Raw genomic sequence first — 21,999 nt, forward strand, 5'->3', positions numbered from 1 at the left:
GCCGGCGCCCACATTGTGAACGATGTATGGGGGCTTCAGCGTGAACCCGGCATAGCTCAGATCGCAGCGCGGAGCGGTGCCGGGCTTGTCGTCATGCACACCGGCCGGGAGCGGAAAAAACTTGCCGACGTGATCGCCGATCAGTTTGCGTTTTTGCGCCATTCGCTCGAAATTGCCCGTCAGGCAGGCGTACGGGACGAGCAGATCATGCTGGACCCCGGCTTTGGGTTCGCCAAGGACACACACGAAAACCTCGAGATCATGAACCGTTTTGAAGAATTGGCCGGGCTCGCTTTTCCGCTTCTTGTCGGTACGTCGCGCAAGCGCTTTGTCGGCTCTGTCACGGGCCGCGAACGTGCCGAGGAGAGGGATGTGGGAACCGGTGCGACAAGTGCGTTGTTACGAATGAAAGGTGCGGCCGTTTTTCGGGTGCACAATGTCGCAATCAACAGGGATTCCCTTAGAGTCGCAGATGCTATGCTTACGGCGCGGAGATAGGCCGGTGAGACGATGATGTATGTAATTCGGATGAAGAATTGCGCGTTCTTCGCGCGGCATGGCGTGCACGATGAAGAAGAGCGGTTGGGTCAACGCTTTTATGTGGATGCGGTGCTGACCGTGGCGCCCGGTCGCGCGCTGAGCGATGATTCGCTTGAGGGCACGGTCGATTATGGCGCGGCCTTCAAGGTGATTGAGGAGATCGTTGCCGGTAAACGCCGGTTTTTGATCGAGGCGCTGGCCATGGAGGTCGCCAAGACACTCGCATCTCGTTTCCCGCAGATAGCCAGTTCCGAAATTACGATACGCAAGCCCAATGCCCCGGTTCCCGGTGTTCTGGACTATGTCGAAGTTTCGGTGGTCTGGCCGCAATAGCATGCACGACGTCTATCTTGGCCTGGGTGGTAATATTGGTGAGCCACGGCGGGCGATGCAGATGGTGCTGCGGGCTCTCGATGCCAGGCCCGACACGGCTGTGGTCACCGTCTCTTCGCTTTATCGAACACCGCCATGGGGCAAGCTCGATCAGCCGGATTTTCTCAACGCGGTTGCCTTGGTGCGCACCAGCCTGGATCCGCGGGCGCTTCTTGAACAATGTCTTACGATCGAACGCGCCCTCAAGCGCGTTCGCGCCGAGCGTTGGGGGCCGAGGTCCATCGACGTGGATATTTTGCTGTACGGCACACGCACTGTCGACGACGAAGGTTTGACGATTCCGCATCCGCGGATGAGCGAACGCGCCTTCGTTCTGGCACCTTTGGCAGAGATTGCGCCGGCGCTTGAGATTGCCGGGCGAAACGTCGAAACGCTCCTTGAGAGCCTCGACCGGTCCGGCGTGGAACGCATCACGCCGGATGGTGAGTGGTGGAAGTTCGAAGAAATCACGAAAGGCGGCTGAATGCCGCTTTTCGTGCCTGGATAAAACATTTGACACGGTCTGAGGAACGCGTCGAGCCCGTCCCGGTTACTGGCGGGCGATGGCTTCGATGCCACCCGAATCTGTGCGTTTCAGCTTCATACCGATAACCGGAACCATATCGTCGTTCACCTGTACCGAAATGGTGATGTGCATTGTGTTCTTGTCGCTGATGCGCGCGCGCATCGCGCCGCTAAGCGAAGAACGGTGGAGTGCAAACACCACATCGTTTCCGATCACTTTACCGCCGGTCACGTCGAGCCCTTTTCCGGAAGCTCCATCGAGAAACGTTCCGCGATAGCCGCCATTTCCGCGTACGACGCTGGCTTTCATCGGCTGTGTAAAAACGCCGACACGGCAACTCCCGTCAAGCGCCATACCGATCTTCTTGTCGGGCGTGCCGCCATCGAAATTGCAGACGAATTTGGTGCCCTTGTACTTGCCAGCGACAATCTCGCCGGGGCCGGACCAGCTTCCTTCTACGGACTGAAAGAAGCGTCGCTCTTTTTCGGACGCTTCCACCGGACTGGCCAGACCGGAAATCGGGGCTGCTGCAACGGCCAGAAGAGCGAGCTTGAGCGCGAATTTCAGCATGAGCAAAAGAAACCAGATCGGGTTGAAACAGAAAGCTGACCGAAATCCTGCCGGAGATTGGTTAAGGCTTTGTCTACCATATCGAACCGATTCGTTGCAGCTGCCATGCGCATCAAACCTGGCTTTCGGATCGACATGTTTGGCATGTGTGTCTTTTTGGACTCATCTCAACGGCGGAAAGGCTTTTGATGTCGCGCATGTCACTCTTAATCGCTCGGACGAGCCTTCTTCTCTTTTTCGCTTGATGCGAAGCTCGTGAGAGCTTTCAGGAAATCGCCGATACCGGGGCGTTGGACCGCGTTGAACGGCAGCGGTCGCGCCGCGTCCATGGCAGCAATGCCGATGCGCGCGGTCAACATCCCGTTGACCACGCCTTCGCCTAGTTTTGCCGAAAGGCGTGCTGCAAGTCCGTGACCGACCACCTGCTGCACCAGCGTTTCGCCGGCGGCCATGGATCCGGTAATTGCAAGATGGGTGAAAATGCTCCGAACCAGGCGCATGAAACCTAGGAAGCCCGGTCGGCCTCCGTAGAGATCGGCAATCCGCCGCGTAAGCCGCGCTGCTTCGAAAAGCACATAGACGATATCGACCAGAGCCCGAGGAGAAACCGCAGTCACCACCGACACCCGCTTAGCCGCATTCAGAACCTGGGTACGCGCCAATACGTCAAGCGGCGCGAGCAGTTCCTTTTCGGCAACCGCCAGCAGGTCCGCGCCGTCGATAACGTCGTCTTTCAAGCCTTCCAGCGTGCTGCGCCCGGCCGCCGTTTGCGGTTTGCGGGCCAGTAGATCCATCAGGTGCTCCACCGTCTTTCTCGCTTCTTTCGTATCGTTACGAAGGATAGCGTCCGCTGCATCCCGGCGCATTGCCTCAATAGAAGCAAGCCGCATAATCCCGAGCGCCTCGCGGATGAGAATCGTCACGAATGCCAGCAGCGCGATTGCGGCCACTGCGAGCGCCAGCCAGCCCAGCCAGTCGGCACGGCTGAACAGATCCCGGATCAGTTGATCGGTCCACAGGCCGATCGCCAGTGAGACAAGAATGCCGAGGGCTGTAAAGAACACGCGGCCGAGCATGGAACGACGGCGTGGCGGAACCGGCGGCGGATCGGTGAGCGCCATATCCGGCTCCGCGAAATAGTCGTCGCTTTCCGCCACGACGGCAATTGCCTTGCTGGAGTCCATTGCTTGCGGTTTTCGTCTGCTCGCCGGCTTTTCGACCTTCGCGGGTTTAGGCGGGTCGATCCGGAATGAAGCGGGCGCTCTTTTCATGCGAGGTGATCTCCGACAAGAAACTGGAGGGCCCGGTCGAGCCTGATGTGGGGCAGGGACAAGGTGATGCCTTCCGCGGTGCGTTCGAGCCGGGGAGGGCGAAAGCGCACGAAGCGGAGCGATTGCTCGGGAGGCGTTCTGGAGCCGCTGTCTTCGTTTTTCTTCTGCTGGAAGATCAGGCCGGGCTTTTCTGGCAGGTCGCCCGGAAAGATTGCCGTTTCGGTATCGCCATTGAATGTTTCCCCGGCAATGGTTTCGCCTTCCAGCGGGGTCCCGATGATGACCGGCAACGTGTCCTTGCCCTGCTGGACGGTACCCTCGCGTGTTGCCCGCACGGCCGCCATGGCGAGCACGTCCACCGCGGCGCCAGAAAAATCGGCGCGTGAAATGGCGCGATCGGCCAGACGCCGCACGATCGCTTGTAGCCGGTCATGGCTTTCATGATGAATGTGATCAGCCTTTGTTGCCGCGACGAGAATCCGGTCGATGCGGTGCGCAAAGAGGCCCGTCAGAAGGTTTCCGCGACCTGGACGGAAACAGGACAGGATTTCGCTCAGCGCCCGTTCGAGGTCGGTCACTGCTTCGTTGCCGGCATTCATGGCCTGCATGGCGTCGACGAGTACGATCTGTCGGTCGAGCCGGGCGATGTGCTCGCGAAAGAAAGGGCGAACCACATGCGTTTTGTAGGCCTCGTAGCGTCGCTCCATCATGGCATGCAGGGAGCCGGGCTTGCGCTTGGCGTCCGGCTTGATGTTTAGCGGGGCGAATGTGAGCGCTGGTGAACCCTCCAGGTCTCCCGGCATCAGAAAGCGGCCGGGTGGCAGCGTGGAAAGCGCCCGGTGATCGGCCTTGCAGGCGCGCAGATAGGAAGAGAACGCCTCAAAGAGCTTGCGCGCCGTCATTTCGTCGCCAGGGCCTTCCGGATCGACCCCGGAAGTCAGTTCGCGCCAGTCGGCCGACAGATCGGCGCGGGCGGGCAGAGTGGCCAACTCCAGCGCTTCCCGGCTGAATGTATCGTAATCCTTCGCGAGGAGAGGTAGATCGAGCAACCATTCGCCAGGATAATCAACAATATCGAAGGACAGCTTCCCACGTGACAAGAGGCGGTTCCAGGCTGAAGCAGATTCGAACTCCACCGTCAGGCGCAGTTCGGAGATGGCGCGGGTGGATTCGGGCCAGATACGATTCTCGATAAGGGCGGCGATGTGATCTTCGTACTGGAACCGGGGCACCGCATCGTCCGGTTGATGCTCGAGATAGGCCTTGGAAATACGGCCTGAACTCTGGGCATCGAACAGTGGCAGACGTCCGCCATGCAGCAGATTGTGTACGAAGGCGGTGATGAATACGGTTTTGCCTGCTCGCGAAAGTCCGGTTACGCCAATGCGCAGCGACGGCGAGATCAGGCCGGTTGCGCGACCGGCCAGCGTATCGAGAGCGATCCGCGCTTCGTCCGTGTATGTGGTCAATGAAGCCAAAGGGCGAAATCCTCAAAAATCGCAAGGTCTTGCATATAGGATATCAAAGCGGTGATTGAAGGCCGGCGCAGCGACGTTTCATCAGCGCGTCGGTTTCAGGAATGCTTCCAGCCGCCCACTTTTGCGCCGTATATTGGCAAGTGAACTGGAAAAGCCGATCACGGCGAGGCCGCATGTGGGAAAGCCGGATGCTGCGTTTTTCACTGCCTCGTCATCTCCGGTGGCGGGAAGTTCGAAGGCAAGGTCCTCCATCATCGGATTGTGACCGACCACCAGAAGCGTTTCGACCGATGGGGCTTCGCGCACGGCATGCAGGTAATCGATTGCATCCGAATTGTACAACTCGGCGAGGTAACGCGTTTTCGGCGACCCCTGGAAGAGTGTGAGAGCAACACCGTCCAGCGTTTCGACGGCGCGTTTCGCTGTTGAACACAGGACCAGGTCGGGCAAGAGATTCGCTGCGCGCATGCGTTGGCCGAGCGCTTTTGTGTCGGCTCGACCTGATTGCGTGAGCCCGCGGTCGAAATCCGCCATGCCCGGAGCCGCCCAACCGGCCTTGGCATGGCGAAGCAGGAGAAGGCGCGGCATCACCAAAACTCGGGAAAAAACGCCGGAAACGTTCCAAAAAGGGGACGCTTTGATCGCAAAACGCGCGTATTTGAATGCATTTTACCCTCCAAAAATGCCTCGGATGCCTCAACGAAGACTATATCCATCACGCTTTCGTTGTAGGAGATATCCACTTTTTCCGCTGCTTTTAACAAAAGCGTGAAGCATGTGGCCTTTGCGCTTGTGGTTGTGGGGGTGCGTGAATATATAGGCGCGGGCGTCAAAACATCTCAGGGTGACTCGATGAATGAGCTCAGTAATGCCGAATATGTGCCCACCGAGGACGAACCCTTCATGAATGAGCGCCAACGCTCGTATTTTCGTGCGAAACTGCTGCGTTGGAAAAGCGACATTCTTAAGGAAGCGCGTGAGACCCTCGAGGCGCTGCAACAAGAAAGTGCAAATCATCCGGACCTTGCCGACCGCGCGTCGTCCGAAACGGACAGGGCAATTGAATTGCGGGCGCGAGACCGTCAGCGCAAGCTGATCTCCAAGATCGATGCTGCCCTCCAGCGGATCGAGGAAGGAACCTACGGGTATTGTGAAGAAACGGGGGAGCCGATTTCGTTGAAGCGGCTCGATGCTCGCCCGATTGCCACCTTGTCGATCGAAGCACAAGAGCGTCACGAACGTCGCGAGAAAGTGTATCGCGACGATTGATGGCTAAGACGGGCTTCGACAGGCCTAAACTTTTTGCTTGCGCCATGCCTGAGGGCTGGCGCTTTTTTTTGCCTGCTGCTGCAGATATTCGCCCGATGGAAGCCTGCGTTCAGCGCTTCTGTTCGGAAAGCTCTTCAAGCAGACGACTCATCTCGTCTTCAAGCGAGTGCTCGCTGACGGATTCGTTTTTTGCGGTCGGTTCGTTTGGTCCTGACGTCTCAAATTCAACCGTTGGCTCGTGGCGCGCTTGCGACGGTTGGGGCCCGGTCGGCTCGGTCGCCGGAGCGCTGGCATGACTTTCCTGCGGATGTTCCTCGGGCATCGATTCTCGCTTCTCTGTTACGGAAGCCGATGGTGAGAGCGAACCGAAGGACGCCGCTGCAACTGCAGTTCGAGGCGTACTGGCCGGCGTGGAGCGCTCAAGGTCGGGCTCCGGTCGCTGGGACTGCGCTCTCGTGCGGTGCGAATACCGATGTGGGGGCGGCATGGGGGAGGCCGAGGCACGATTTGCAACTTGTATGGCGGGTTCGGCAGGTGTTGGTCGTTGCTCGGATCCCGGCGTTTCTGGCGCTGCCTCAGGGGGCGGAGGCCGGGTCTGTTCTGTCTCAATTCTGGGCTCGGGAACGTTTCTGGCCGGGACCTGCCTCGGTGCGGCCGGCTCTTCCGCTGCGCCTGGATGCGTTTCATCAAGCGTTGCGCGGCTTCGCCCGATACCGCTTTCGATCACAATGTCGCTTGGACCGCCGATGAGAATGAGGTGTTCCACATTGTCGCGGCGCACCAGCACAAGCCGCCGATTGTTGTCCACCGGCGTGGCGTCGGTTACGGCCAGTCGCGGTTGCTTGCTTCTGGAGCCGGAGATAAACGTGCCGGAGGTGAACCGTCGGTTCACCCGCAGGAACACGAGAAGAAACAGGGCGATTGCTAGCAGAACAATCGTCCACAAGGCCGCGGTCGCATAAGCTTCTCCGAATATCCCCACGAGCCAGTCGCGCATTCGTTTACTCCAGTCTGTGTCAGGTCAGCCAAAATATGCATCTCGCCGCGCGGCGGCAACCCGGGACGAATTTCCAATCGGGACTGTCGTTTTTCAGCAGCACAATTCGGGCAAAGAAAGGCGATTTGCGGTTCGATTACATGTGCGCGCTTGCAGATGCCGGGAGCCCTGATATATCCCGGGGAGGCTGGGTTCGCGTGGAGCCTGGCAGGAACTGGGCGCGACAGACGGGAAACGCATGGCCAAGCAGACCGGGGGAGAAATCCACGCAGCACCGATTGTCGACCAGAGTTCGCGTCCGGGCGCCATAACGCGCCTGATCATCTTCATCGCCATACTAACCCTTTCTGCGGTGGCTTTTTCCGTTTTCCGCGACCGGGTCGGCGACCCCTTTCTGTTGGGGCTTCTGGGCATTTTGGCGATGATCGGCGTGGGCTTCCTCTTCGCGACTGCCATCGGTTTCGTGCAAGTCGCGCCGCGTTCGGCGGGAAGTGAACTCTCCAGGGCCTTTGTCGATTCCATGGAGGAGGGCCTCGTGGTTGCGGACACCAAGGGCCGTATCCTTTATGCAAACAATGCTTATGCGCAAATGACGGGAGCCACCTCGGTGGCGGACGTGAAGACCGTCGACGGTCTACTGTCCGACAACCCTGAAGCGGCTCCTGTCGTGGAAAAATTGTCGGCGGGCCTGCGCGATGGACGCGCCGGCGATGGCGAGTTCCGCCTTGCCCGCTCCATCCGGCCCGGTGGTGCGCTGGGCGCGCGCTGGTACAGGACATGGGCAAGAATTTTCAAGCTGCCGGGCTATCGCCAGCCGGTTTCCGCCTGGCAGATTGCCGATATTTCCGAGGAACGCGCCGAGCAGGAGCGTTTTTTCCTCGACCTCCAGAAAGCGATCGACCATCTGGATCATGCACCGGCCGGTTTTTTCGCCGCCGATCCCGACGGGCGTGTAACCTATATCAACGCAACACTGGCAGAGTGGCTTGGCATCGATCTCGCGAACTTCGTGCCTGGAGCAGTGCGTTTGCCGCAGATCGTCGCCGGGGATGGCATGGCGTTGATCAATGCCGTAAAGGCTGATCCCGGTACGGCCCGCAATGCGATGATCGACCTGGATCTATCGACTATGAACGGTGAGGTTTTGCCGGTTCGCTTCATGCATCGCGTAACGGCCAGCCGTGAGGGTGCGCCAGGAGCGACCCGCACCATCGTTCTAAACCGTCAGGTCGGTGAAGACGCGTCAGCGGATCTGCGCGCTTCCGAAGTCCGGTTTACGCGTTTTTTCAATTCTACGCCGATGGCCATCGCCTCGGTGGATCATCAGGGACGGATCCTGCGCACCAACGCGCCGTTCCTTTCGTTGTTTTCGCGGGTGGTCGACAGCGACGCGCTGGAGCGGAACATCCGGCTCGACGCCGTGATTCACGACAACGATCATGATGCGTTTGCGGCAGCGCTTGAACGAGCGAAACAACATCAGGCGGAGATCGCGCCCATCGATACCGTCCTGCCGGACGATGCCGAGCGGCATGTGCGCTTTTATGTGAACCCCGTGGTCGATCACGATGGTGGTGAAGGTGTGGAGGAGGCGGCAATCGTCTACGCCGTGGAAACCACCGAACAGAAAGCGCTCGAAGCGCAGATGGCGCAGAGCCAGAAGATGCAGGCTGTCGGCCAGCTGGCCGGTGGCATCGCGCACGATTTCAACAACGTTCTGACGGCCATCATCATGGCCTCGGACCTGCTTTTGACCAATCACCGTCCGTCGGACCCGTCTTTTCCGGACATTATGAATATCAAACAGAACGCCAATCGCGCCGCATCGCTGGTGCGCCAGCTTCTGGCATTCTCGCGTCGGCAAACATTGCGTCCGGAAGTGCTCAATCTCACGGACGTTCTGGCAGATCTGCGCATGCTTCTCGCGCGTCTGGTCGGCAACGAAGTTTCACTTTCCATCGAGCATGGACGGGATCTGTGGCCGGTCAAGGCCGATATCGGTCAGTTCGAGCAGGTCGTCGTCAATCTGACTGTGAACGCGCGCGATGCGATGCCGGAAGGCGGAAAACTGCAGGTGCGAACGCGCAATATCACTGCGGATGAATGCGCGCAGTTCTCCTACCGCGAAATGGCGGCTGCCGATTACGTCGCCGTCGAGGTGAGCGATACGGGCACGGGAATCGATCCCGAAACTGTCAAGAAGATCTTCGAGCCGTTTTTTACCACCAAGGAAGTGGGCAAGGGCACTGGTCTTGGCCTCTCCATGGTTTATGGCATCGTCAAGCAGACGGGCGGCTTCATCTTCTGCGATTCCGAGTTGGGTGAGGGAACCACCTTCCGCATTTTCCTTCCGCGCCACATTCCGAGCGAGGCGGAAAAGTCCGCCGAAGAGGCCGCTGCACAGGGGGAGAACGGTGCAGCGAAGGCGAAAGAAGAGAGCCGGGACCTTTCAGGCTCGGCGCGCGTGCTTCTGGTTGAGGATGAGGATGCGGTTCGCATGGGCAGCGTGCGCGCGCTCTCCTCGCGCGGCTACGAGGTGCACGAGGCGAGTTCCGGAGTCGAGGCACTCGAGATATTCGATGAGCTTGATGGCAAGGTCGATATCGTCGTCTCCGACGTTGTGATGCCGGAGATGGACGGACCGACATTGCTTGGCGAATTGCGCAAGGTACAGCCCGACATCAAATTTATTTTCGTCTCCGGTTACGCCGAAGACGCATTTGCCAAGAACCTGCCGGAGGATGCGCAGTTCGGTTTCCTGCCGAAACCTTTCTCGCTCAAGCAGCTCGCGACAGTGGTCAAGGAAATGTTGGAAGAGGTCTGACGGCTTCAGGCTTTTTGCAAAGAAACGGACGGGACTGGACGTGAATGCCCCGCCCGTCGATTGTAACGCCGGAAAGTTTCAGACCGATACGGCGCGGCGCATACGATTTTCGGTGCCGAAGAGCTTGATATAACGCTCGATTTCGTCGGGATCGCCCGTCGCCTTTTCCGGATTGTCCGAAAGCTTGACAGCCGGTCGGCCATTGGCGTCGCTGACCTTGCAGACCACCGAGATCGCCTTAAGGCCATCCACTTCCCGTGGAGCGCAATCCTCGAAATCATTGGTCAGGTTGGTGCCCCAACCGAACGCCATGCGAACCTTACCTTCGAAATGACGATAGGCGGCTTCGATGGTGTCGACATCCAGACCGTCGGAGAAGATCAGCAGTTTATCACGGGGGTCCTTCCCGTGCTTGCGCCAGAATTCCATGATGCGTTCGCCGCCTTCGATGGGCGGGGCACTGTCGGGTCGGAATCCCGTCCAGTCCGCGACCCATGGCGGGGCGTCGCGCAGGAAGGATTCGGTGCCGAAGGCATCGGGCAGGACGATGAGAAGATTACCGCCGTAATAGCTCTGCCAGTCCTCGAGAACGCGATAGGGCGATTCCAGAAGATCCTCGTCTGTCCTGGCGAGTGCGGCCAGTACCATCGGCAGTTCGTGCGCGTTGGTGCCCAGAGCTTCCAGGTCCGTGTCCATGGCAAGAAGCACATTGGAGGTGCCGGTGAAAGAATCGCCTATGCCTTCCTTGAGCGCTTCGACGCACCAGCGCTGCCACAGGAACGAGTGACGGCGCCGGGTGCCAAAATCGGATATCTTGATGTCCGGTAGTTTTTTCAGGCGCTCGACCTTGGCCCAGACTTTCGCTTTGGCACGTGCGTAAAGCACGTCGAGGGCAAAGGGCCCAAGCGAGCGCATCGCTGCTCTCGAGCGCAACTCGTTGATGATGGCGAGGGCGGGAATTTCCCACATGGTGGTTTCCATCCATCGCCCGTGGAAATGCAGCTCATATTGCCCGTCACGGCGGGTGAGCTCGTATTCGGGTAAGCGAAAGTTCGCGAGCCAGTTAAGGAACTCTGGTTGAAAGATCTGCTTGCGCCCGTAGAACGTGTTGCCGGCCAGCCATATCATCTCTTTCTTGGTGAAACGCAGATCGCGGGCATGGTCCAGTTGTTCGCGCAGTTCACCTTCATCGATTTCCTCGGCGAGCAGCACCGATTTGTTGCGGTTTATCAAAGAGAAGGTTGCGTTGACGTTTGGATACAGTCCCCAAATCATCTGCAACATGAGAAGCTTGTAGAAATCCGTGTCGAGCAGGCTGCGACAAATGGGATCCAGCTTCCAGGTGTGGTTGTAAACGCGGCGCGCAATATCGGTCTTTGGCATGGTGTGCGGGTGTCCTGCGAGTTTAAGCCACCGGTTCGCGGCGTTCATTCGGCGGGCAGAGCACACCGGCAGGCCACGATTGTCAACGATTACGTGAGGCGGGATGGCAATCGCCACCCGGAAAGCAAATGTCAATTCCAAGGGAAGGTGTCGACTGCCGGACAACCCAGTCTCGACGTGGTTAATCTTTCGTTAACGAATGGGGTGAAGACTGAACCTTGGGAGGAGCCCCGAGGAGGTGACGTTGTTCAACTCTGGATCCACCCAACACGGTCTGACGATGGCCGGTGTGTTTTCCCTGATATGCGTACTTCTGGCTGTTCAGTGCGCCGGCGCTCACGAGGCAGAAAGCGGCTGGCGCTATCCCTATGCCTGCTGCTCGGACAGGGACTGCCGGGAGGTGACGGATGCCGCCGTTTCCGAAGGACCGCAGGGTTACATGATCAAGGTTACGGGGGAGATTTTACCCTATACAGACAAACGGGTGCGCAACTCCCCTGACGGTGTTTTCCATTGGTGCTCGGTGGCCGGTAAGAACGACACGCGGACAATCTGCCTCTTCGTGCCGCCGCGCAGTTTCTGAGGCTGCGCCGGGATCATTTCATTTCGACAGCGACCGCCTGCAGATCGAGCGCGGTCAAAGTGGAATGTTGTCGTGTTTTTTCCAAGGGTTCTGAAGATCCTTGTTGCGCAGCATCCGCAGGGCACGCGCAATCCGCGGCCGTGTCGAGTGCGGCATGATGACCTCGTCCACATAACCGCGTTCCGCCGCCACGAAAGGCGAAAGGAACCGATCCTCATACCTCTTGGTATGGTCCGCGATTTTATCGGGATCGTCGATATCCTTGCGGAAGATGATTTCGACCGCGCCCTTGGCGCCCATGACGGCGATCTGGGCGGAGGGCCAGGCGTAGTTGATGTCGCCGCGCAAATGTTTCGACGCCATAACGTCGTAAGCGCCGCCGAACGCCTTGCGGGTGATGAGGGTGATCTTCGGAACCGTGGCCTCGGCGTAGGCGAAGAGCAGCTTGGCGCCGTGCTTGATCAGCCCGCCATATTCCTGCGCGGTACCGGGAAGAAAACCGGGAACGTCCACATAGGTCACGATCGGAATGTTGAAACAATCGCAAAAGCGTACAAAGCGCGCTGCCTTGCGCGAGGCGTCGGAATCCAGAACGCCGGCCAAGACCATGGGTTGATTGGCGACGAATCCAACCGTGCGGCCTTCAACACGCCCGAACCCCGTGACGATGTTTTTGGCGAAAGATGCCTGGATCTCGAAAAAATCCGCTTCGTCGCAGGTTTTCATGATCAGTTCGCGGATGTCGTAAGGTTTGTTGGCGTTGTCCGGGACCAGCCGATCGAGTGAGTGGTCGGGCTCGGAAACGGACTGAAAGCATTCCACCTCCGGCAGGTCTCCTGTGTTGGAAGTGGGCAGGAAGTCGATCAGGCGGCGCATCTGCAGGAGCGCTTCCACATCGTTGTCGTAGGCGCCGTCGGCGATGGAGGATTTGACGGTGTGGACAGAGGCTCCGCCGAGTTCTTCGGCCGTTACCGTTTCGTTGGTGACGGTTTTGACCACATCCGGCCCGGTGACGAACATGTAGGAGGTGTCGCGCACCATGAAGATAAAATCGGTCATTGCCGGGGAATAGACGTCACCGCCCGCACAGGGGCCCATGATGACGGAAATCTGCGGGATGACGCCGGAGGCGAGAACGTTGCGCTGGAAGATTTCGGCATAGCCGCCGAGCGCAGCCACGCCCTCCTGAATGCGCGCGCCGCCGGCATCGTAGAAACCGATGACGGGGGCGCGGTTTTTCAGCGCCATTTCCTGAACTTTGACCACTTTTTCCGCATGCGCTTCGGAAAGAGACCCGCCGAACACGGTGAAATCCTTGGCGAAAACAAAAACTGTGCGGCCGTTGACCGTGCCCCAGCCGGTGACCACGCCATCGCCTGAGATGCGGGTTTTTTCCATGCCGAAATCGGTTGAACGATGTTCGACGAACATGTCGAACTCTTCGAAAGTGTCCTCGTCGAGAAATGCTTCGATGCGTTCGCGCGCGGTCAGTTTACCTTTGGCGTGCTGGGCGTCGACGCGCCGCTGGCCTCCGCCTTCGCGTGCGGCCGCGCGGCGGCGTTCCAACTCCAGAAGGACCTCTTTCATGTGTGTCTTCCCCCCAACGGCGATAAACGGCTTTTCTGCTGTTAGCATGGGCGGGCGGACAGGCAAATACGCCGTGCGCTCCAGATCGCGCACGGCGCGTTTGCAGATTTACCAGCTTCCGGTGTTATCCATAGAGGCCCAGGGCTCGGTCGGTTCTTTTGCGCCGCCCTTCTGTAGAAGCTCGATGGAGATGCCGTCGGGTGAGCGGATGAATGCCATGCGGCCGTCGCGGGGTGGTCGGTTTATCGTGATTCCGGCTTCCATAAGTTGGTCGCAGAGCGCGTAAATGTCATCGACCTCATAGGCGAGATGGCCAAAATTGCGCCCACCGTCATACTCTTCCGGGTCCCAATTGTAAGTGAGCTCGATCAGTGGCGCCTGTTCCTCGCTCGCGCGTGCCGCGTCTTCGGCGGCGGACAGGAAGATCAGCGTGAAGCGGCCTTTCTCGTTATCGGAGCGACGAACCTCGGTCAGTCCAAGCTTGTTGCAGTAGAAATCGAGCGATTCATCGATGTCTTTTACACGGACCATCGTGTGCAGGTAACGCATGTTTTCTCTCGCTTGCTGGTTTACGTATACGGTACGGGGTTCCTACCCGCTCTATTCGGCAATGTTGCACGTTAACCGGTTGTGCCGCATCGCCGAAATCCCTCAAATCCGGCTGTTTTCACCTGCTGTTGAAAATCAGAAACTGGGTCTTGCTATGCCACAAAGCGCCAATGCTATCTTTGAACTACACAGTGAGTCGGGCGGACTTGAAAAAAGGCTTGATGGGATGGACGACAAGTCCTCGACAACCAAGATGCACGAGGCTGGCGATAAGGCGCCCAAGGCGGATGATGCCACGGAAACCGGTGAGCTGGTGGAAATCTCCGGCGCCATCAAATGGTTCGACGTGGCGAAGGGCTATGGCTTTATCCTCCCGGACGATGAAGAGCATGGGGATGTGCTACTTCACGTAACCTGCTTGCGCAAGGATGGGTTCCAGACGGCGCTCGAGGGTGCACGCGTTGAATGTCTCGCACGTCAGGGCGACAAGGGGCTCCAGGCCTTCAAGGTGGTGTCCGTGGACCTGTCGACCGCGGTTCATCCGAGCGAGGATCAGGCCCCGCGCACGCATGTCTCCGTTACCGCCGAGAGCGGACTGGAGCGGGCCCTGGTCAAATGGTTCAACCGCACCAAGGGGTTCGGCTTTCTGACCCGCGGCGAGGGAACAGAGGATATTTTCGTCCATATGGAGACCTTGCGCCGCTACGGTGTGACGGAGCTGCGCCCCGGACAGGTGGTTCTTGTGCGTTTCGGGCGCGGCGAAAAAGGCCTTATGGCTGCCGAAGTTTACCCCGATCTTGGCACTTTGAACGCCGCGCACTGACATTTGCGCGGCCCTTTGTCCTGAGAAAGTGCCGCCGATGCTGAGTGTCCCGTTTTTCCGGTCCTGTTGGTTTCTCCGCCTCCGTTCACTCGGTCTGGTCGCATCCTTCCTCTTCTTCGCGGTGGCGGGAGTTTGGGCACAAGGTTCGGTGATGCGTCTGCCGGTTGATCCCGAACCGCTGGTTGCCGTAACGGCGACGGGCGAGAAGAATGTCGACATAGAGATCGCCGACGAACCGCAGGAGCGCCAGCGCGGCTTGATGTTCCGTCAGTCCATGCCCGAGGATCGCGGCATGCTCTTCGTCTTTCCGGCGGAGCGCCGACAGGGCTTTTGGATGCAGAATACGCCCTTGGCGCTCGATCTGCTTTTTATCGGTGCGGACGGTACGGTGCGGGCGATCGCTCCAGGGACGCCGTTTTCCACCGCATCCATATCGCCGGATGTGGAATCCCAATTCGTGCTTGAACTGCTCGCCGGAACCGCGCAGAAGATGGGGATCGAGGTCGGCAACCGGTTGCGCCACCCGCGCATCGCGACCGTCGACGCACAATAGTCGTTAATGGCGTTTTTCAGAATATGCAGTTTTTCACACATGACGGATTCGAGCTCGCCTTCGTGGATGAAGGTCAGGGCGACCCCATTCTTCTGATCCACGGCTTCGCTTCGACGCATTACGTCAACTGGGTGGCGCCTGGTTGGGTGAAAACCTTGCGTGATGCGGGCTATCGCGTAATCGCGCTGGACAATCGCGGACATGGCCGCTCCACCAAGAGTCATGACGAGGTGGATTACACACCGCACCGAATGGCGGGGGATGCGGCGGCGCTGCTCGACCATCTGCATATTTCTCGGGCGCATGTCATGGGTTATTCCATGGGTGCGCGCATTTCCGCTTTTCTGGCGCTGGAGCATCCATCAAGGGTTGCCACTCTCATCCTCGGCGGCTTGGGCCTCGGCATGATCGAGGGCGTCGGCGAATGGGATGAAATCGCAGAGGCCCTGCGTGCCGACGATCCGGACACGATCGTCTCGGAACGCGGACAGATGTTCCGCAAGTTCGCCGACCAGACGAAGAGCGATCGCGAGGCGCTCGCCGCATGCATCGCGACCTCGCGTGAACTGTTGAGCGCCGCGGATGCCGCGAGGATCGATGCGCCGACACTGGTGGCCGTGGGTACGCGCGACGACATTGCCGGTTCTCCCGAAGGACTGGCCGGTTTGTTGCCTAACGGTGCTGCATTTGCGATTGAAAGACGGGACCACATGCTGGCAGTCGGCGACCGGGCATTCAAGGCGCGTGCACTGGCATTTCTGGAGGAACACCCTCTTGATCGAGCGTAAGGCGATTTCATTCCTCGGGGCCGAAGGAAACGAACTGGCCGGCGACATTTGGGATGGCGGCGGGCAACCGGTGATTTTTTTGCACGGCGGCGGACAGACGCGCCGCGCCTGGGACGCTACGGCACTTGAAGTCGCGGAGCGCGGCATGCGGGCGATCGTTGTCGATCAGCGTGGCCATGGCGAAAGCACTTGGGTGGAAAGTGGTCACTACGGTTTTCATCACTACGGCGATGACGCGGCGGCGATCTTTCGTCAGGCTCACGAGCGTTTTCGCATGAAACCTTCGGCTGTGGGGGCTTCGCTTGGCGGGCTTGCCTCGCTGACGGCGGAGATGCGAGACGGACCGCTGCTCGATGCGCTTGTGCTTGTCGATATTACGCCGCGCCTTGACTCCGCTGGCGTCGACAAGATCCAGGGGTTCATGGGCGAGCGAATGGAGGAGGGTTTCGCTTCGCTAAAAGAAGCCGCAGACGCCATCGCCACCTACCTTCCACATCGCGCGCCACGCCGCTCTCTTGAGGGATTGCGCAAAAATCTGCGGCAGGACGAGGATGGCCGTTACCGCTGGCATTGGGACCCGGCCTTTATCAAGGGGGCGGAGAACATCAACTCCGGCGCTCAAGCGCTGATGCAGGAATTGATGGCCGGCTTGCCGCAGCTTCATCTTCCCGTGCTTTTGGTGCGCGGAATGCGCTCGGAGCTGGTTAAGGAAGCCCATGCGCGGGAGTTCGTCTCACTCGCTCCGGCTGCGTCTTACATCGATGTCGGTGGTGCGGGGCATATGGTCGCCGGTGATCGCAACGATGTGTTCGCGACCGAAATCCTGAAATTTCTGAGCCGCGATCAGGCCGCTTGATCTCTTAATCGCCCCGGAACCGTGCCGGCCGACGCTCGCGGAATGCAAGGCGACCCTCAGCATAGTCCGCGCTTTCGAACGTGATATCGCCGAGATGCTGCGCTCGCGCAAGATCTTCACCGTCGCATGTCAGGGCCGCGGCGATGGAGGCTTTGGAGGCGCGGATCGACAAAGGTGCATTGGCAGCGAGCATGGCGGCAATCTCATTGGCCCGGCTGATCAGAACGTCGGTGGGCACGATCTCCAGAAGAAAACCGCATTCGCGGGCGCGCGCTGCACCGATGCGCGCACCGGTAAAGGTAAGATAACGCGCCATCTGTGCGCCGGCGGTTGCAACGATGTCGCCCATCGCTTCGACCGGATAGGCGAGACCGAGGCGCGCCGCAGGCACTGCAAAGAGCGCATCGGGTGTCGAAATCCGCAGGTCGCAGGCAGCGGCCAAACCAAAGCCACCGCCGAAGCATACGCCGGAAATGGCAGCCAGGGTGGGAAGACGCGTGTTACGGATGGCGGCGAACGTCTCGGCATTGAGCGTTTCATAAACGCGCGCTGTCTCCGCGTCCCGGCGTACACTCTCAAATTCCGAAATGTCTGCGCCCGCGCAGAAATTGTCGCCCGCTCCCCGCAAAACGATCGCCCGGGTCGTCTCGTCCGCATCGATTTCGTCGATTGCTGTAATCAGGTTGCGCCACATTGCCTGGGAAACCGCGTTCATCTTTCCCGGCCGCGACAGGAGAATCGTCGCCACGCCGTCGGTGCGGGAAATGCGTAAAGCTGGCTCACTGTGATGGGCTGGCACCGTCATTCATCAATTTTCCTGTAGCTATGGTCGCGGTTTTTTGCTGTTCAATTACTATGGCTTCTGACGTATGTTGGCGCTCAAGGCAAGTTTACGCCCGCCGTGGAGAAATCCCATGAACGCACGCAATGCAATTCGTGAACGCAGTTCCGGCAAAAGCACGCCGCAACCTGTGGACCCGATCTGGTATGCGGTGCGGGAGGAGGCGGAGGCGGCTGTGGCTAACGATCCGCTGCTTGCGGCGTTTCTTTATGCAACCATACTCAATCACGATGATCTGGAAAGCGCGGTTGTTCACCGGGTTGCCGAGCGGCTCGATCACCCGGACATGGGGGCTGATCTGATCCGCCAGACGTTTCACGCCATGCTCGAGGCCGAGCCGGACTGGCGCACGACGGTTCGTGTCGATATCCAGGCCTATTACGACCGGGATCCGGCATGCGACCGTTTTTTGATGCCGGTGCTTTATTTCAAGGGATTTCACGCCATCCAGACGCATCGGCTGGCTCATTGGCTTTGGAATGAAGGGCGTCGGGACTTCGCACTTTATCTGCAAAGCCGTTCCTCCTCCGTCTTTCAGACGGATATCAATCCGGCTGCGCGTATGGGTAAAGGTATTTTCATCGATCATGCAACCGGCGTTGTGATCGGCGAAACGGCCGTCGTCGAGGACGATGTATCTCTTTTGCATGCCGTCACGCTCGGAGGTACCGGCAAGGAAACCGGTGATCGCCATCCAAAGATTCGTTATGGCGTTCTGATCGGTGCCGGAGCGAAGATTCTTGGAAACATCGAAGTGGGCCATTGTGCACGTGTGGCTGCCGGGTCGGTGGTCTTGAACGACGTGCCCTCGGCCAAGACAGTGGCCGGTGTGCCTGCGCGTGTGGTTGGCGAATCCGGGTGTAGCGAACCGTCCCGTTCGATGGACCAGATCTTGCATGGCGAAGCCTGACGCCGGTCCCGAAATTCTCCTTACCGCACTGTATGAGGCGATCAACGCCGGGTAAGACCGGGTGTGGAGAATATCGCTTCTGTGGAAACGCCTGTTGACCCGCCAGGGCTTTGCGGCTGAAATCCGGGTTTCAGGGTTTACAGTGGCAATGGGCTCGTGCCAGAAGCGCGCGACCGCAGCAGCGTCGTCAGTCAGCCTTCAGGCTGAACTGTTGGCCCTGCACGAAATTTGAGGCTGCGCATCAAGACTTCCCGAAGGAAGTTCGATCCAGACGATGCGCGAGGCAGTGGAGATGTTTCTTGAATCCCGAGGAAATCAGAAAGCTCGAAGCGTATTTCAAACGCACCTTCAACAATCCCGCCCTGAGTGTGAAGGCGCGTCCGCGCAAGGACGATTCTTGCGAGCTCTATCTTGGGGACGAGTTTCTCGGCATCATCTTCAAGGATGAAGACGAAGGCGAGCTGTCATACAACTTCTCGATGGCCATTCTCGACATCGATCTTTGAAACCTCCTGCATGCCGGTCGACATCGAGCCCACGTGCTGCAGCACGTGGGTTTTTTGTTTGTCTGCAGGCGCAATAGCTGCCGATCAGTGCGGTGCGTTCAAAAAGCGGGAGACTTTCCGTTTGATAGCTTCATCGAGCATTTTCCATTGCCCGAGCAGAGAGGCAGGGAAACGGTATGTCATGCTCAGACGGTTTCCGACATTGATATCGCGCTCACAGGGCGCCAGCGCTTCACGCGCTGCGGCACCGGTCAGGCATCGGGCCACGAAAGGTGGCATCGGCGTGGTCGCTTGCGCGATAGCCAAGACTTCGCCGGCATAACCGGAATCCTTCTTGAAACGATGGAAGCGGATGTCGCCAGGTCCAGCGATCGACCGTTTCTCGATAACCTGGCGATAAACCGGCTCTAGCCGGTCGCTCATGTCGCGCGACATAGTCTGTTCCTCGAATGTCAGAAACACGATGTTTCGCGAGCCATCTTCATGATTGAAATCAGCGCGTCGGTGCAGCGTGTAACCTTCAAGTTCAGGCCAGGTCAGATAGAGATCCAGACGCAGCGTCACACCATCCCTGCGCGCGCTTCTAAAACGGATCGTGTTTTCGGGAACCGTGAGGACATTGTTGCGAATTACGATTTCCCGAAGTTGGTTCGATGCGGTGTGGCCTCCATTCGATAGGGTAGCGCCGTACCAGCGTCCGAGAACCAGGATGCCGACCGACAGAAACAAGAGAACGAGGCAGAACTGGAATGTGCGGATCGCAAAGCGATTGCGCCGCGAAACGGGCTCCGCTTTGGAAGCCGGTGTGGTTTGGCCCGTCGCCAGTTTCATTCCCTCACGGCTTGCCTGCCAAAGGAGCAGGGAATCGGTTTCGGTGTGTGATTATCAGCGAAACCTTGGCTCGACATGGTAAATGGATGGTAAATTCGCGTGGCCGCATTTCGGCTTATGGGCAGTTGGAAAAGCGGTCGTGCAGATCCGGAATTCTTCTTCGTCACCGTGTGTTGTAGGGTGCCGGCATTATCGATCTGGGAGTGTTTCATGCCGATTTATGCATTGGCGGGTGCATCGATCATCGGGCGGGTGAGTCTCGGGCGCAATGCAGGCATCTGGTTCGGTGCCGTGTTGCGTGGCGACAACGAGCCCATCGAAATTGGAGCGGATTCGAACATCCAGGAACATTCGGTGCTGCATACGGATATGGGGTTCCCGCTGATTGTCGGGCGGGGCTGCACTGTCGGTCACCGAGCGATCCTGCACGGTTGCCAAATTGGCGACAACAGTCTTATCGGCATGGGCGCTATCGTTCTGAACGGGGTGCAGATCGGCAACAACTGTCTCGTCGGGGCGGGGGCGCTGGTGACGGAGAATAAAAAGATTCCCGACAACTCTCTGGTTGTAGGAGCGCCGGCCAAGGTGGTGCGGACGCTGGACAAGGAAGCCGAGCGCGGCTTGAAATGGTCGGCCGATCATTATGTGGAGAACGGCAACCGTTTCATGACTGGCTTGAAGACCCTCTAGTGTTTTTAAAAAGCGGAGCCGGCCCATGGGGTGGGCCGGCTCCTGTACCCGGTCGTTGGGGACGGGGAGGTGGGGTCTCGACCGGGTATTCCGCAACGGAACCGGCTGCGCGGAGGTCTCGAGCGCAGCGCTGTCCGTTGGATGTCAGTCTGTCATGGGTGCGTCCCGTCCTTTGCGCCCACGAGTATGGAATGGATTAGCGGTTCGATGCAACGCTGCCGACTGCGATGGCCCGCCCGTCATTGATGGTGACCCATTTGCCGGAGTGAGACGCCGACTGCCGTTTCAGATAAGTATAATCGGTATCGGTCCAAACCGAGACGCGTGCTTCCAGATTATCCAGAACATAATCGCCCATATTGGTAACGACCGTCAGTACCGCATGTCCATCGCCGTTGGGCTGGCGAACCACTGTTATGAGAAGGTTGCCTGCCGGAACACCGGCCTGCATCAGGCGGCGGCGCTTCTCCAGGACGTAATCCTCGCAATCGCCATAGGCCTGCGGATAGGACCAATACTCTTCGATGCCCCACATTTCCATGTCGGTGCGCGGCATGACGGTTGAGTTCACCGCATTGTTGATGTCGATCATCACCTGCCACAGCTTGCGCGTGAGCTGCATCGGTCGCGGACGCGCTGTGGTCTGGCGGCATTCAACCGGCTCGCGCTGGCACAATTCGTAGTGACCGATGGGTTGGCTGGTGAGGCCACCGATCTTCATGAAATTGGGTGTGGCGAAGGCCCCCGTGGTGAATGCTCCGAGAGCCAGTGCTGCTGCGGCGATGAGCCGTGCGCCTCTTGCGTGCCCCATTGTCTTGTCTCCCCGTTTGAGGTGACAATGGCACAGGGGAATTTATTCCCGGCAAAATCGCGAAGTATAAATCGCACTAAATTCTATCTGTATTTGAATCAAATAAATATAAATTCTGAGACAAATTCGATTTTTATTTTAGGAAAATTTATCTAAAATTGTAATGAAATTGGAAGGCGCGTTTTGTGGGTCCGCGAGGTGTTTTAGACGTTCGAAGAAATTGGCCGAGATCAAGAAGAAGAAGAAGAAGAGCGCGCGTGCTTCGGTGTCCGATGTGTTCGACACTGTCGTGGTGGTGTGGCGGCGTTGCACCGACGGTGAGCGACGCCTTATACGCTGTAGAGACGCATGGAGCTTAGAAATTTTGCCGACGCATGGCGTGTACGTTGCCAGCCATCAATGCAGACGGTTCGAAGCAGCGACCGTTTTGCGTTCTTGATC

Annotated in this window: 24 protein-coding genes; 13 read left to right on the plus strand and 11 right to left on the minus strand. The window is 58.7% G+C overall.

Going from position 1 to position 21,999, the window contains the following annotated elements; translation table 11 throughout:
- From folP to folK, 3 genes are all read left to right on the plus strand, one after another.
- Nucleotides 1-498: dihydropteroate synthase (folP, locus tag QZ638_RS02770; RefSeq protein ID WP_295806573.1), on the plus strand; the 498-nt coding region annotated here is incomplete at its 5' end.
- Nucleotides 499-513: 15 nt separating this feature from the next.
- The gene (folB, locus tag QZ638_RS02775; RefSeq protein ID WP_295806576.1) at nt 514-873 is read left to right on the plus strand and encodes a dihydroneopterin aldolase; all 360 of its coding nucleotides are present in this window, start codon (nt 514-516) and stop codon (nt 871-873) included.
- Between the two features lies 1 nt (nt 874).
- Nucleotides 875-1,396: a 2-amino-4-hydroxy-6-hydroxymethyldihydropteridine diphosphokinase gene (folK, locus tag QZ638_RS02780; protein WP_295806579.1), complete on the plus strand. Its 522-nt coding sequence runs from the start codon at nt 875-877 to the stop codon at nt 1,394-1,396.
- 66 nt (nt 1,397-1,462) lie between these two features.
- On the opposite strand, the gene QZ638_RS02785 is transcribed toward folK, so the two are convergent.
- The 4 genes from QZ638_RS02785 to QZ638_RS02800 all read right to left on the minus strand — a co-directional run bounded on the left by QZ638_RS02785 (nt 1,463) and on the right by QZ638_RS02800 (nt 5,345).
- Nucleotides 1,463-2,008, minus strand: a complete 546-nt coding sequence (locus QZ638_RS02785) for a hypothetical protein (RefSeq protein ID WP_295806583.1) — start codon at nt 2,006-2,008, stop codon at nt 1,463-1,465.
- Nucleotides 2,009-2,214: 206 nt separating this feature from the next.
- Nucleotides 2,215-3,279 carry a YcjF family protein gene (locus QZ638_RS02790; RefSeq protein ID WP_295806585.1) on the minus strand — a complete coding sequence of 355 codons (1,065 nt, stop codon included), beginning with the start codon at nt 3,277-3,279 and terminating at the stop codon, nt 2,215-2,217.
- Entirely contained in the window at nt 3,276-4,757 is a 1,482-nt protein-coding gene (locus QZ638_RS02795; protein ID WP_295806588.1) for a YcjX family protein, read from the minus strand. Before QZ638_RS02795 ends, QZ638_RS02790 begins: the two co-directional genes overlap by 4 nt.
- A gap of 81 nt (nt 4,758-4,838) precedes the next feature.
- On the minus strand, nt 4,839-5,345 hold the full coding sequence (locus QZ638_RS02800) for a histidine phosphatase family protein (RefSeq protein WP_295806591.1): 507 nt from the start codon (nt 5,343-5,345) through the stop codon (nt 4,839-4,841).
- A 264-nt stretch (nt 5,346-5,609) separates the two neighbouring features.
- On the opposite strand from QZ638_RS02800, the gene dksA reads away from it, so the two are divergent.
- Nucleotides 5,610-6,026: an RNA polymerase-binding protein DksA gene (gene dksA / locus QZ638_RS02805; protein WP_223020818.1), complete on the plus strand. Its 417-nt coding sequence runs from the start codon at nt 5,610-5,612 to the stop codon at nt 6,024-6,026.
- A 109-nt stretch (nt 6,027-6,135) separates the two neighbouring features.
- Here the strand turns inward: dksA and QZ638_RS02810 are convergent, their stop codons facing one another.
- Entirely contained in the window at nt 6,136-6,348 is a 213-nt protein-coding gene (locus QZ638_RS02810; protein WP_295806592.1) for a hypothetical protein, read from the minus strand.
- 913 nt (nt 6,349-7,261) lie between these two features.
- Here QZ638_RS02810 and cckA point away from each other — a divergent pair.
- Entirely contained in the window at nt 7,262-9,847 is a 2,586-nt protein-coding gene (cckA, locus tag QZ638_RS02815) for a cell cycle histidine kinase CckA (protein WP_295806594.1), read from the plus strand.
- Nucleotides 9,848-9,925: 78 nt separating this feature from the next.
- On the opposite strand, the gene pncB is transcribed toward cckA, so the two are convergent.
- Entirely contained in the window at nt 9,926-11,230 is a 1,305-nt protein-coding gene (pncB, locus tag QZ638_RS02820; protein ID WP_295806597.1) for a nicotinate phosphoribosyltransferase, read from the minus strand.
- 280 nt (nt 11,231-11,510) lie between these two features.
- On the opposite strand from pncB, the gene QZ638_RS02825 reads away from it, so the two are divergent.
- Nucleotides 11,511-11,813 (plus strand): hypothetical protein, encoded by a 303-nt coding sequence (locus QZ638_RS02825; protein ID WP_295806690.1) that lies wholly within the window; start codon nt 11,511-11,513, stop codon nt 11,811-11,813.
- A gap of 54 nt (nt 11,814-11,867) precedes the next feature.
- On the opposite strand, the gene QZ638_RS02830 is transcribed toward QZ638_RS02825, so the two are convergent.
- Both QZ638_RS02830 and gloA read right to left on the minus strand, forming a co-directional pair.
- A complete protein-coding gene (locus tag QZ638_RS02830; protein WP_295806600.1) occupies nt 11,868-13,400 on the minus strand; it encodes an acyl-CoA carboxylase subunit beta in 1,533 nt (510 codons plus the stop codon).
- A 108-nt stretch (nt 13,401-13,508) separates the two neighbouring features.
- Nucleotides 13,509-13,949, minus strand: a complete 441-nt coding sequence (gene gloA / locus QZ638_RS02835) for a lactoylglutathione lyase (RefSeq protein ID WP_295806603.1) — start codon at nt 13,947-13,949, stop codon at nt 13,509-13,511.
- Between the two features lie 253 nt (nt 13,950-14,202).
- On the opposite strand from gloA, the gene QZ638_RS02840 reads away from it, so the two are divergent.
- The 4 genes from QZ638_RS02840 to QZ638_RS02855 all read left to right on the plus strand — a co-directional run bounded on the left by QZ638_RS02840 (nt 14,203) and on the right by QZ638_RS02855 (nt 16,969).
- Nucleotides 14,203-14,772 (plus strand): cold-shock protein, encoded by a 570-nt coding sequence (locus QZ638_RS02840; protein WP_295806692.1) that lies wholly within the window; start codon nt 14,203-14,205, stop codon nt 14,770-14,772.
- Nucleotides 14,773-14,923: 151 nt separating this feature from the next.
- Entirely contained in the window at nt 14,924-15,325 is a 402-nt protein-coding gene (locus QZ638_RS02845) for a DUF192 domain-containing protein (protein WP_295806606.1), read from the plus strand.
- A gap of 23 nt (nt 15,326-15,348) precedes the next feature.
- Entirely contained in the window at nt 15,349-16,113 is a 765-nt protein-coding gene (locus QZ638_RS02850; RefSeq protein WP_295806608.1) for an alpha/beta hydrolase, read from the plus strand.
- The gene (locus QZ638_RS02855) at nt 16,100-16,969 is read left to right on the plus strand and encodes an alpha/beta hydrolase (protein WP_295806610.1); all 870 of its coding nucleotides are present in this window, start codon (nt 16,100-16,102) and stop codon (nt 16,967-16,969) included. Before QZ638_RS02850 ends, QZ638_RS02855 begins: the two co-directional genes overlap by 14 nt.
- A 4-nt stretch (nt 16,970-16,973) precedes the next feature.
- On the opposite strand, the gene QZ638_RS02860 is transcribed toward QZ638_RS02855, so the two are convergent.
- Entirely contained in the window at nt 16,974-17,774 is an 801-nt protein-coding gene (locus QZ638_RS02860; RefSeq protein ID WP_295806612.1) for an enoyl-CoA hydratase-related protein, read from the minus strand.
- Between the two features lie 109 nt (nt 17,775-17,883).
- Between QZ638_RS02860 and cysE the strand changes: the two genes are divergently transcribed.
- Together cysE and QZ638_RS02870 are read left to right on the plus strand one after the other, a co-directional pair.
- Nucleotides 17,884-18,720: a serine O-acetyltransferase gene (gene cysE / locus QZ638_RS02865; protein WP_295806615.1), complete on the plus strand. Its 837-nt coding sequence runs from the start codon at nt 17,884-17,886 to the stop codon at nt 18,718-18,720.
- A gap of 299 nt (nt 18,721-19,019) precedes the next feature.
- Nucleotides 19,020-19,226 (plus strand): DUF3126 family protein, encoded by a 207-nt coding sequence (locus tag QZ638_RS02870; protein ID WP_007008028.1) that lies wholly within the window; start codon nt 19,020-19,022, stop codon nt 19,224-19,226.
- Between the two features lie 84 nt (nt 19,227-19,310).
- Here the strand turns inward: QZ638_RS02870 and QZ638_RS02875 are convergent, their stop codons facing one another.
- Nucleotides 19,311-20,057, minus strand: a complete 747-nt coding sequence (locus QZ638_RS02875) for a hypothetical protein (protein WP_295806620.1) — start codon at nt 20,055-20,057, stop codon at nt 19,311-19,313.
- A gap of 210 nt (nt 20,058-20,267) precedes the next feature.
- On the opposite strand from QZ638_RS02875, the gene QZ638_RS02880 reads away from it, so the two are divergent.
- Nucleotides 20,268-20,747, plus strand: a complete 480-nt coding sequence (locus QZ638_RS02880) for a gamma carbonic anhydrase family protein (protein ID WP_295806623.1) — start codon at nt 20,268-20,270, stop codon at nt 20,745-20,747.
- Between the two features lie 196 nt (nt 20,748-20,943).
- Here the strand turns inward: QZ638_RS02880 and QZ638_RS02885 are convergent, their stop codons facing one another.
- Nucleotides 20,944-21,558 (minus strand): transglutaminase-like cysteine peptidase, encoded by a 615-nt coding sequence (locus QZ638_RS02885; RefSeq protein ID WP_295806626.1) that lies wholly within the window; start codon nt 21,556-21,558, stop codon nt 20,944-20,946.
- Nucleotides 21,559-21,999 lie beyond the last annotated feature (441 nt).

This window comes from uncultured Nitratireductor sp., from assembly GCF_913053745.1.
Lineage (GTDB): Bacteria > Pseudomonadota > Alphaproteobacteria > Rhizobiales > Rhizobiaceae > Nitratireductor.

What these genes read in the sequence shown, in the direction of transcription:
- QZ638_RS02800 (WP_295806591.1), bottom strand. Translation starts at nt 5,345, where the DNA reads ATGCCGCGCCTTCTCCTGCTTCGCCATGCCAAGGCCGGTTGGGCGGCT.
- folB (WP_295806576.1), top strand. Translation starts at nt 514, where the DNA reads ATGTATGTAATTCGGATGAAGAATTGCGCGTTCTTCGCGCGGCATGGC.
- dksA (WP_223020818.1), top strand. Translation starts at nt 5,610, where the DNA reads ATGAATGAGCTCAGTAATGCCGAATATGTGCCCACCGAGGACGAACCC.
- QZ638_RS02885 (WP_295806626.1), bottom strand. Translation starts at nt 21,558, where the DNA reads ATGGGGCACGCAAGAGGCGCACGGCTCATCGCCGCAGCAGCACTGGCT.
- cckA (WP_295806594.1), top strand. Translation starts at nt 7,262, where the DNA reads ATGGCCAAGCAGACCGGGGGAGAAATCCACGCAGCACCGATTGTCGAC.
- folK (WP_295806579.1), top strand. Translation starts at nt 875, where the DNA reads ATGCACGACGTCTATCTTGGCCTGGGTGGTAATATTGGTGAGCCACGG.
- gloA (WP_295806603.1), bottom strand. Translation starts at nt 13,949, where the DNA reads ATGCGTTACCTGCACACGATGGTCCGTGTAAAAGACATCGATGAATCG.
- pncB (WP_295806597.1), bottom strand. Translation starts at nt 11,230, where the DNA reads ATGCCAAAGACCGATATTGCGCGCCGCGTTTACAACCACACCTGGAAG.
- QZ638_RS02875 (WP_295806620.1), bottom strand. Translation starts at nt 20,057, where the DNA reads ATGAAACTGGCGACGGGCCAAACCACACCGGCTTCCAAAGCGGAGCCC.
- QZ638_RS02825 (WP_295806690.1), top strand. Translation starts at nt 11,511, where the DNA reads ATGGCCGGTGTGTTTTCCCTGATATGCGTACTTCTGGCTGTTCAGTGC.
- QZ638_RS02810 (WP_295806592.1), bottom strand. Translation starts at nt 6,348, where the DNA reads ATGCCCGAGGAACATCCGCAGGAAAGTCATGCCAGCGCTCCGGCGACC.
- QZ638_RS02850 (WP_295806608.1), top strand. Translation starts at nt 15,349, where the DNA reads ATGCAGTTTTTCACACATGACGGATTCGAGCTCGCCTTCGTGGATGAA.
- QZ638_RS02785 (WP_295806583.1), bottom strand. Translation starts at nt 2,008, where the DNA reads ATGCTGAAATTCGCGCTCAAGCTCGCTCTTCTGGCCGTTGCAGCAGCC.
- QZ638_RS02845 (WP_295806606.1), top strand. Translation starts at nt 14,924, where the DNA reads ATGCGTCTGCCGGTTGATCCCGAACCGCTGGTTGCCGTAACGGCGACG.
- QZ638_RS02790 (WP_295806585.1), bottom strand. Translation starts at nt 3,279, where the DNA reads ATGAAAAGAGCGCCCGCTTCATTCCGGATCGACCCGCCTAAACCCGCG.
- QZ638_RS02880 (WP_295806623.1), top strand. Translation starts at nt 20,268, where the DNA reads ATGCCGATTTATGCATTGGCGGGTGCATCGATCATCGGGCGGGTGAGT.
- QZ638_RS02860 (WP_295806612.1), bottom strand. Translation starts at nt 17,774, where the DNA reads ATGACGGTGCCAGCCCATCACAGTGAGCCAGCTTTACGCATTTCCCGC.
- QZ638_RS02830 (WP_295806600.1), bottom strand. Translation starts at nt 13,400, where the DNA reads ATGAAAGAGGTCCTTCTGGAGTTGGAACGCCGCCGCGCGGCCGCACGC.
- QZ638_RS02840 (WP_295806692.1), top strand. Translation starts at nt 14,203, where the DNA reads ATGCACGAGGCTGGCGATAAGGCGCCCAAGGCGGATGATGCCACGGAA.
- cysE (WP_295806615.1), top strand. Translation starts at nt 17,884, where the DNA reads ATGAACGCACGCAATGCAATTCGTGAACGCAGTTCCGGCAAAAGCACG.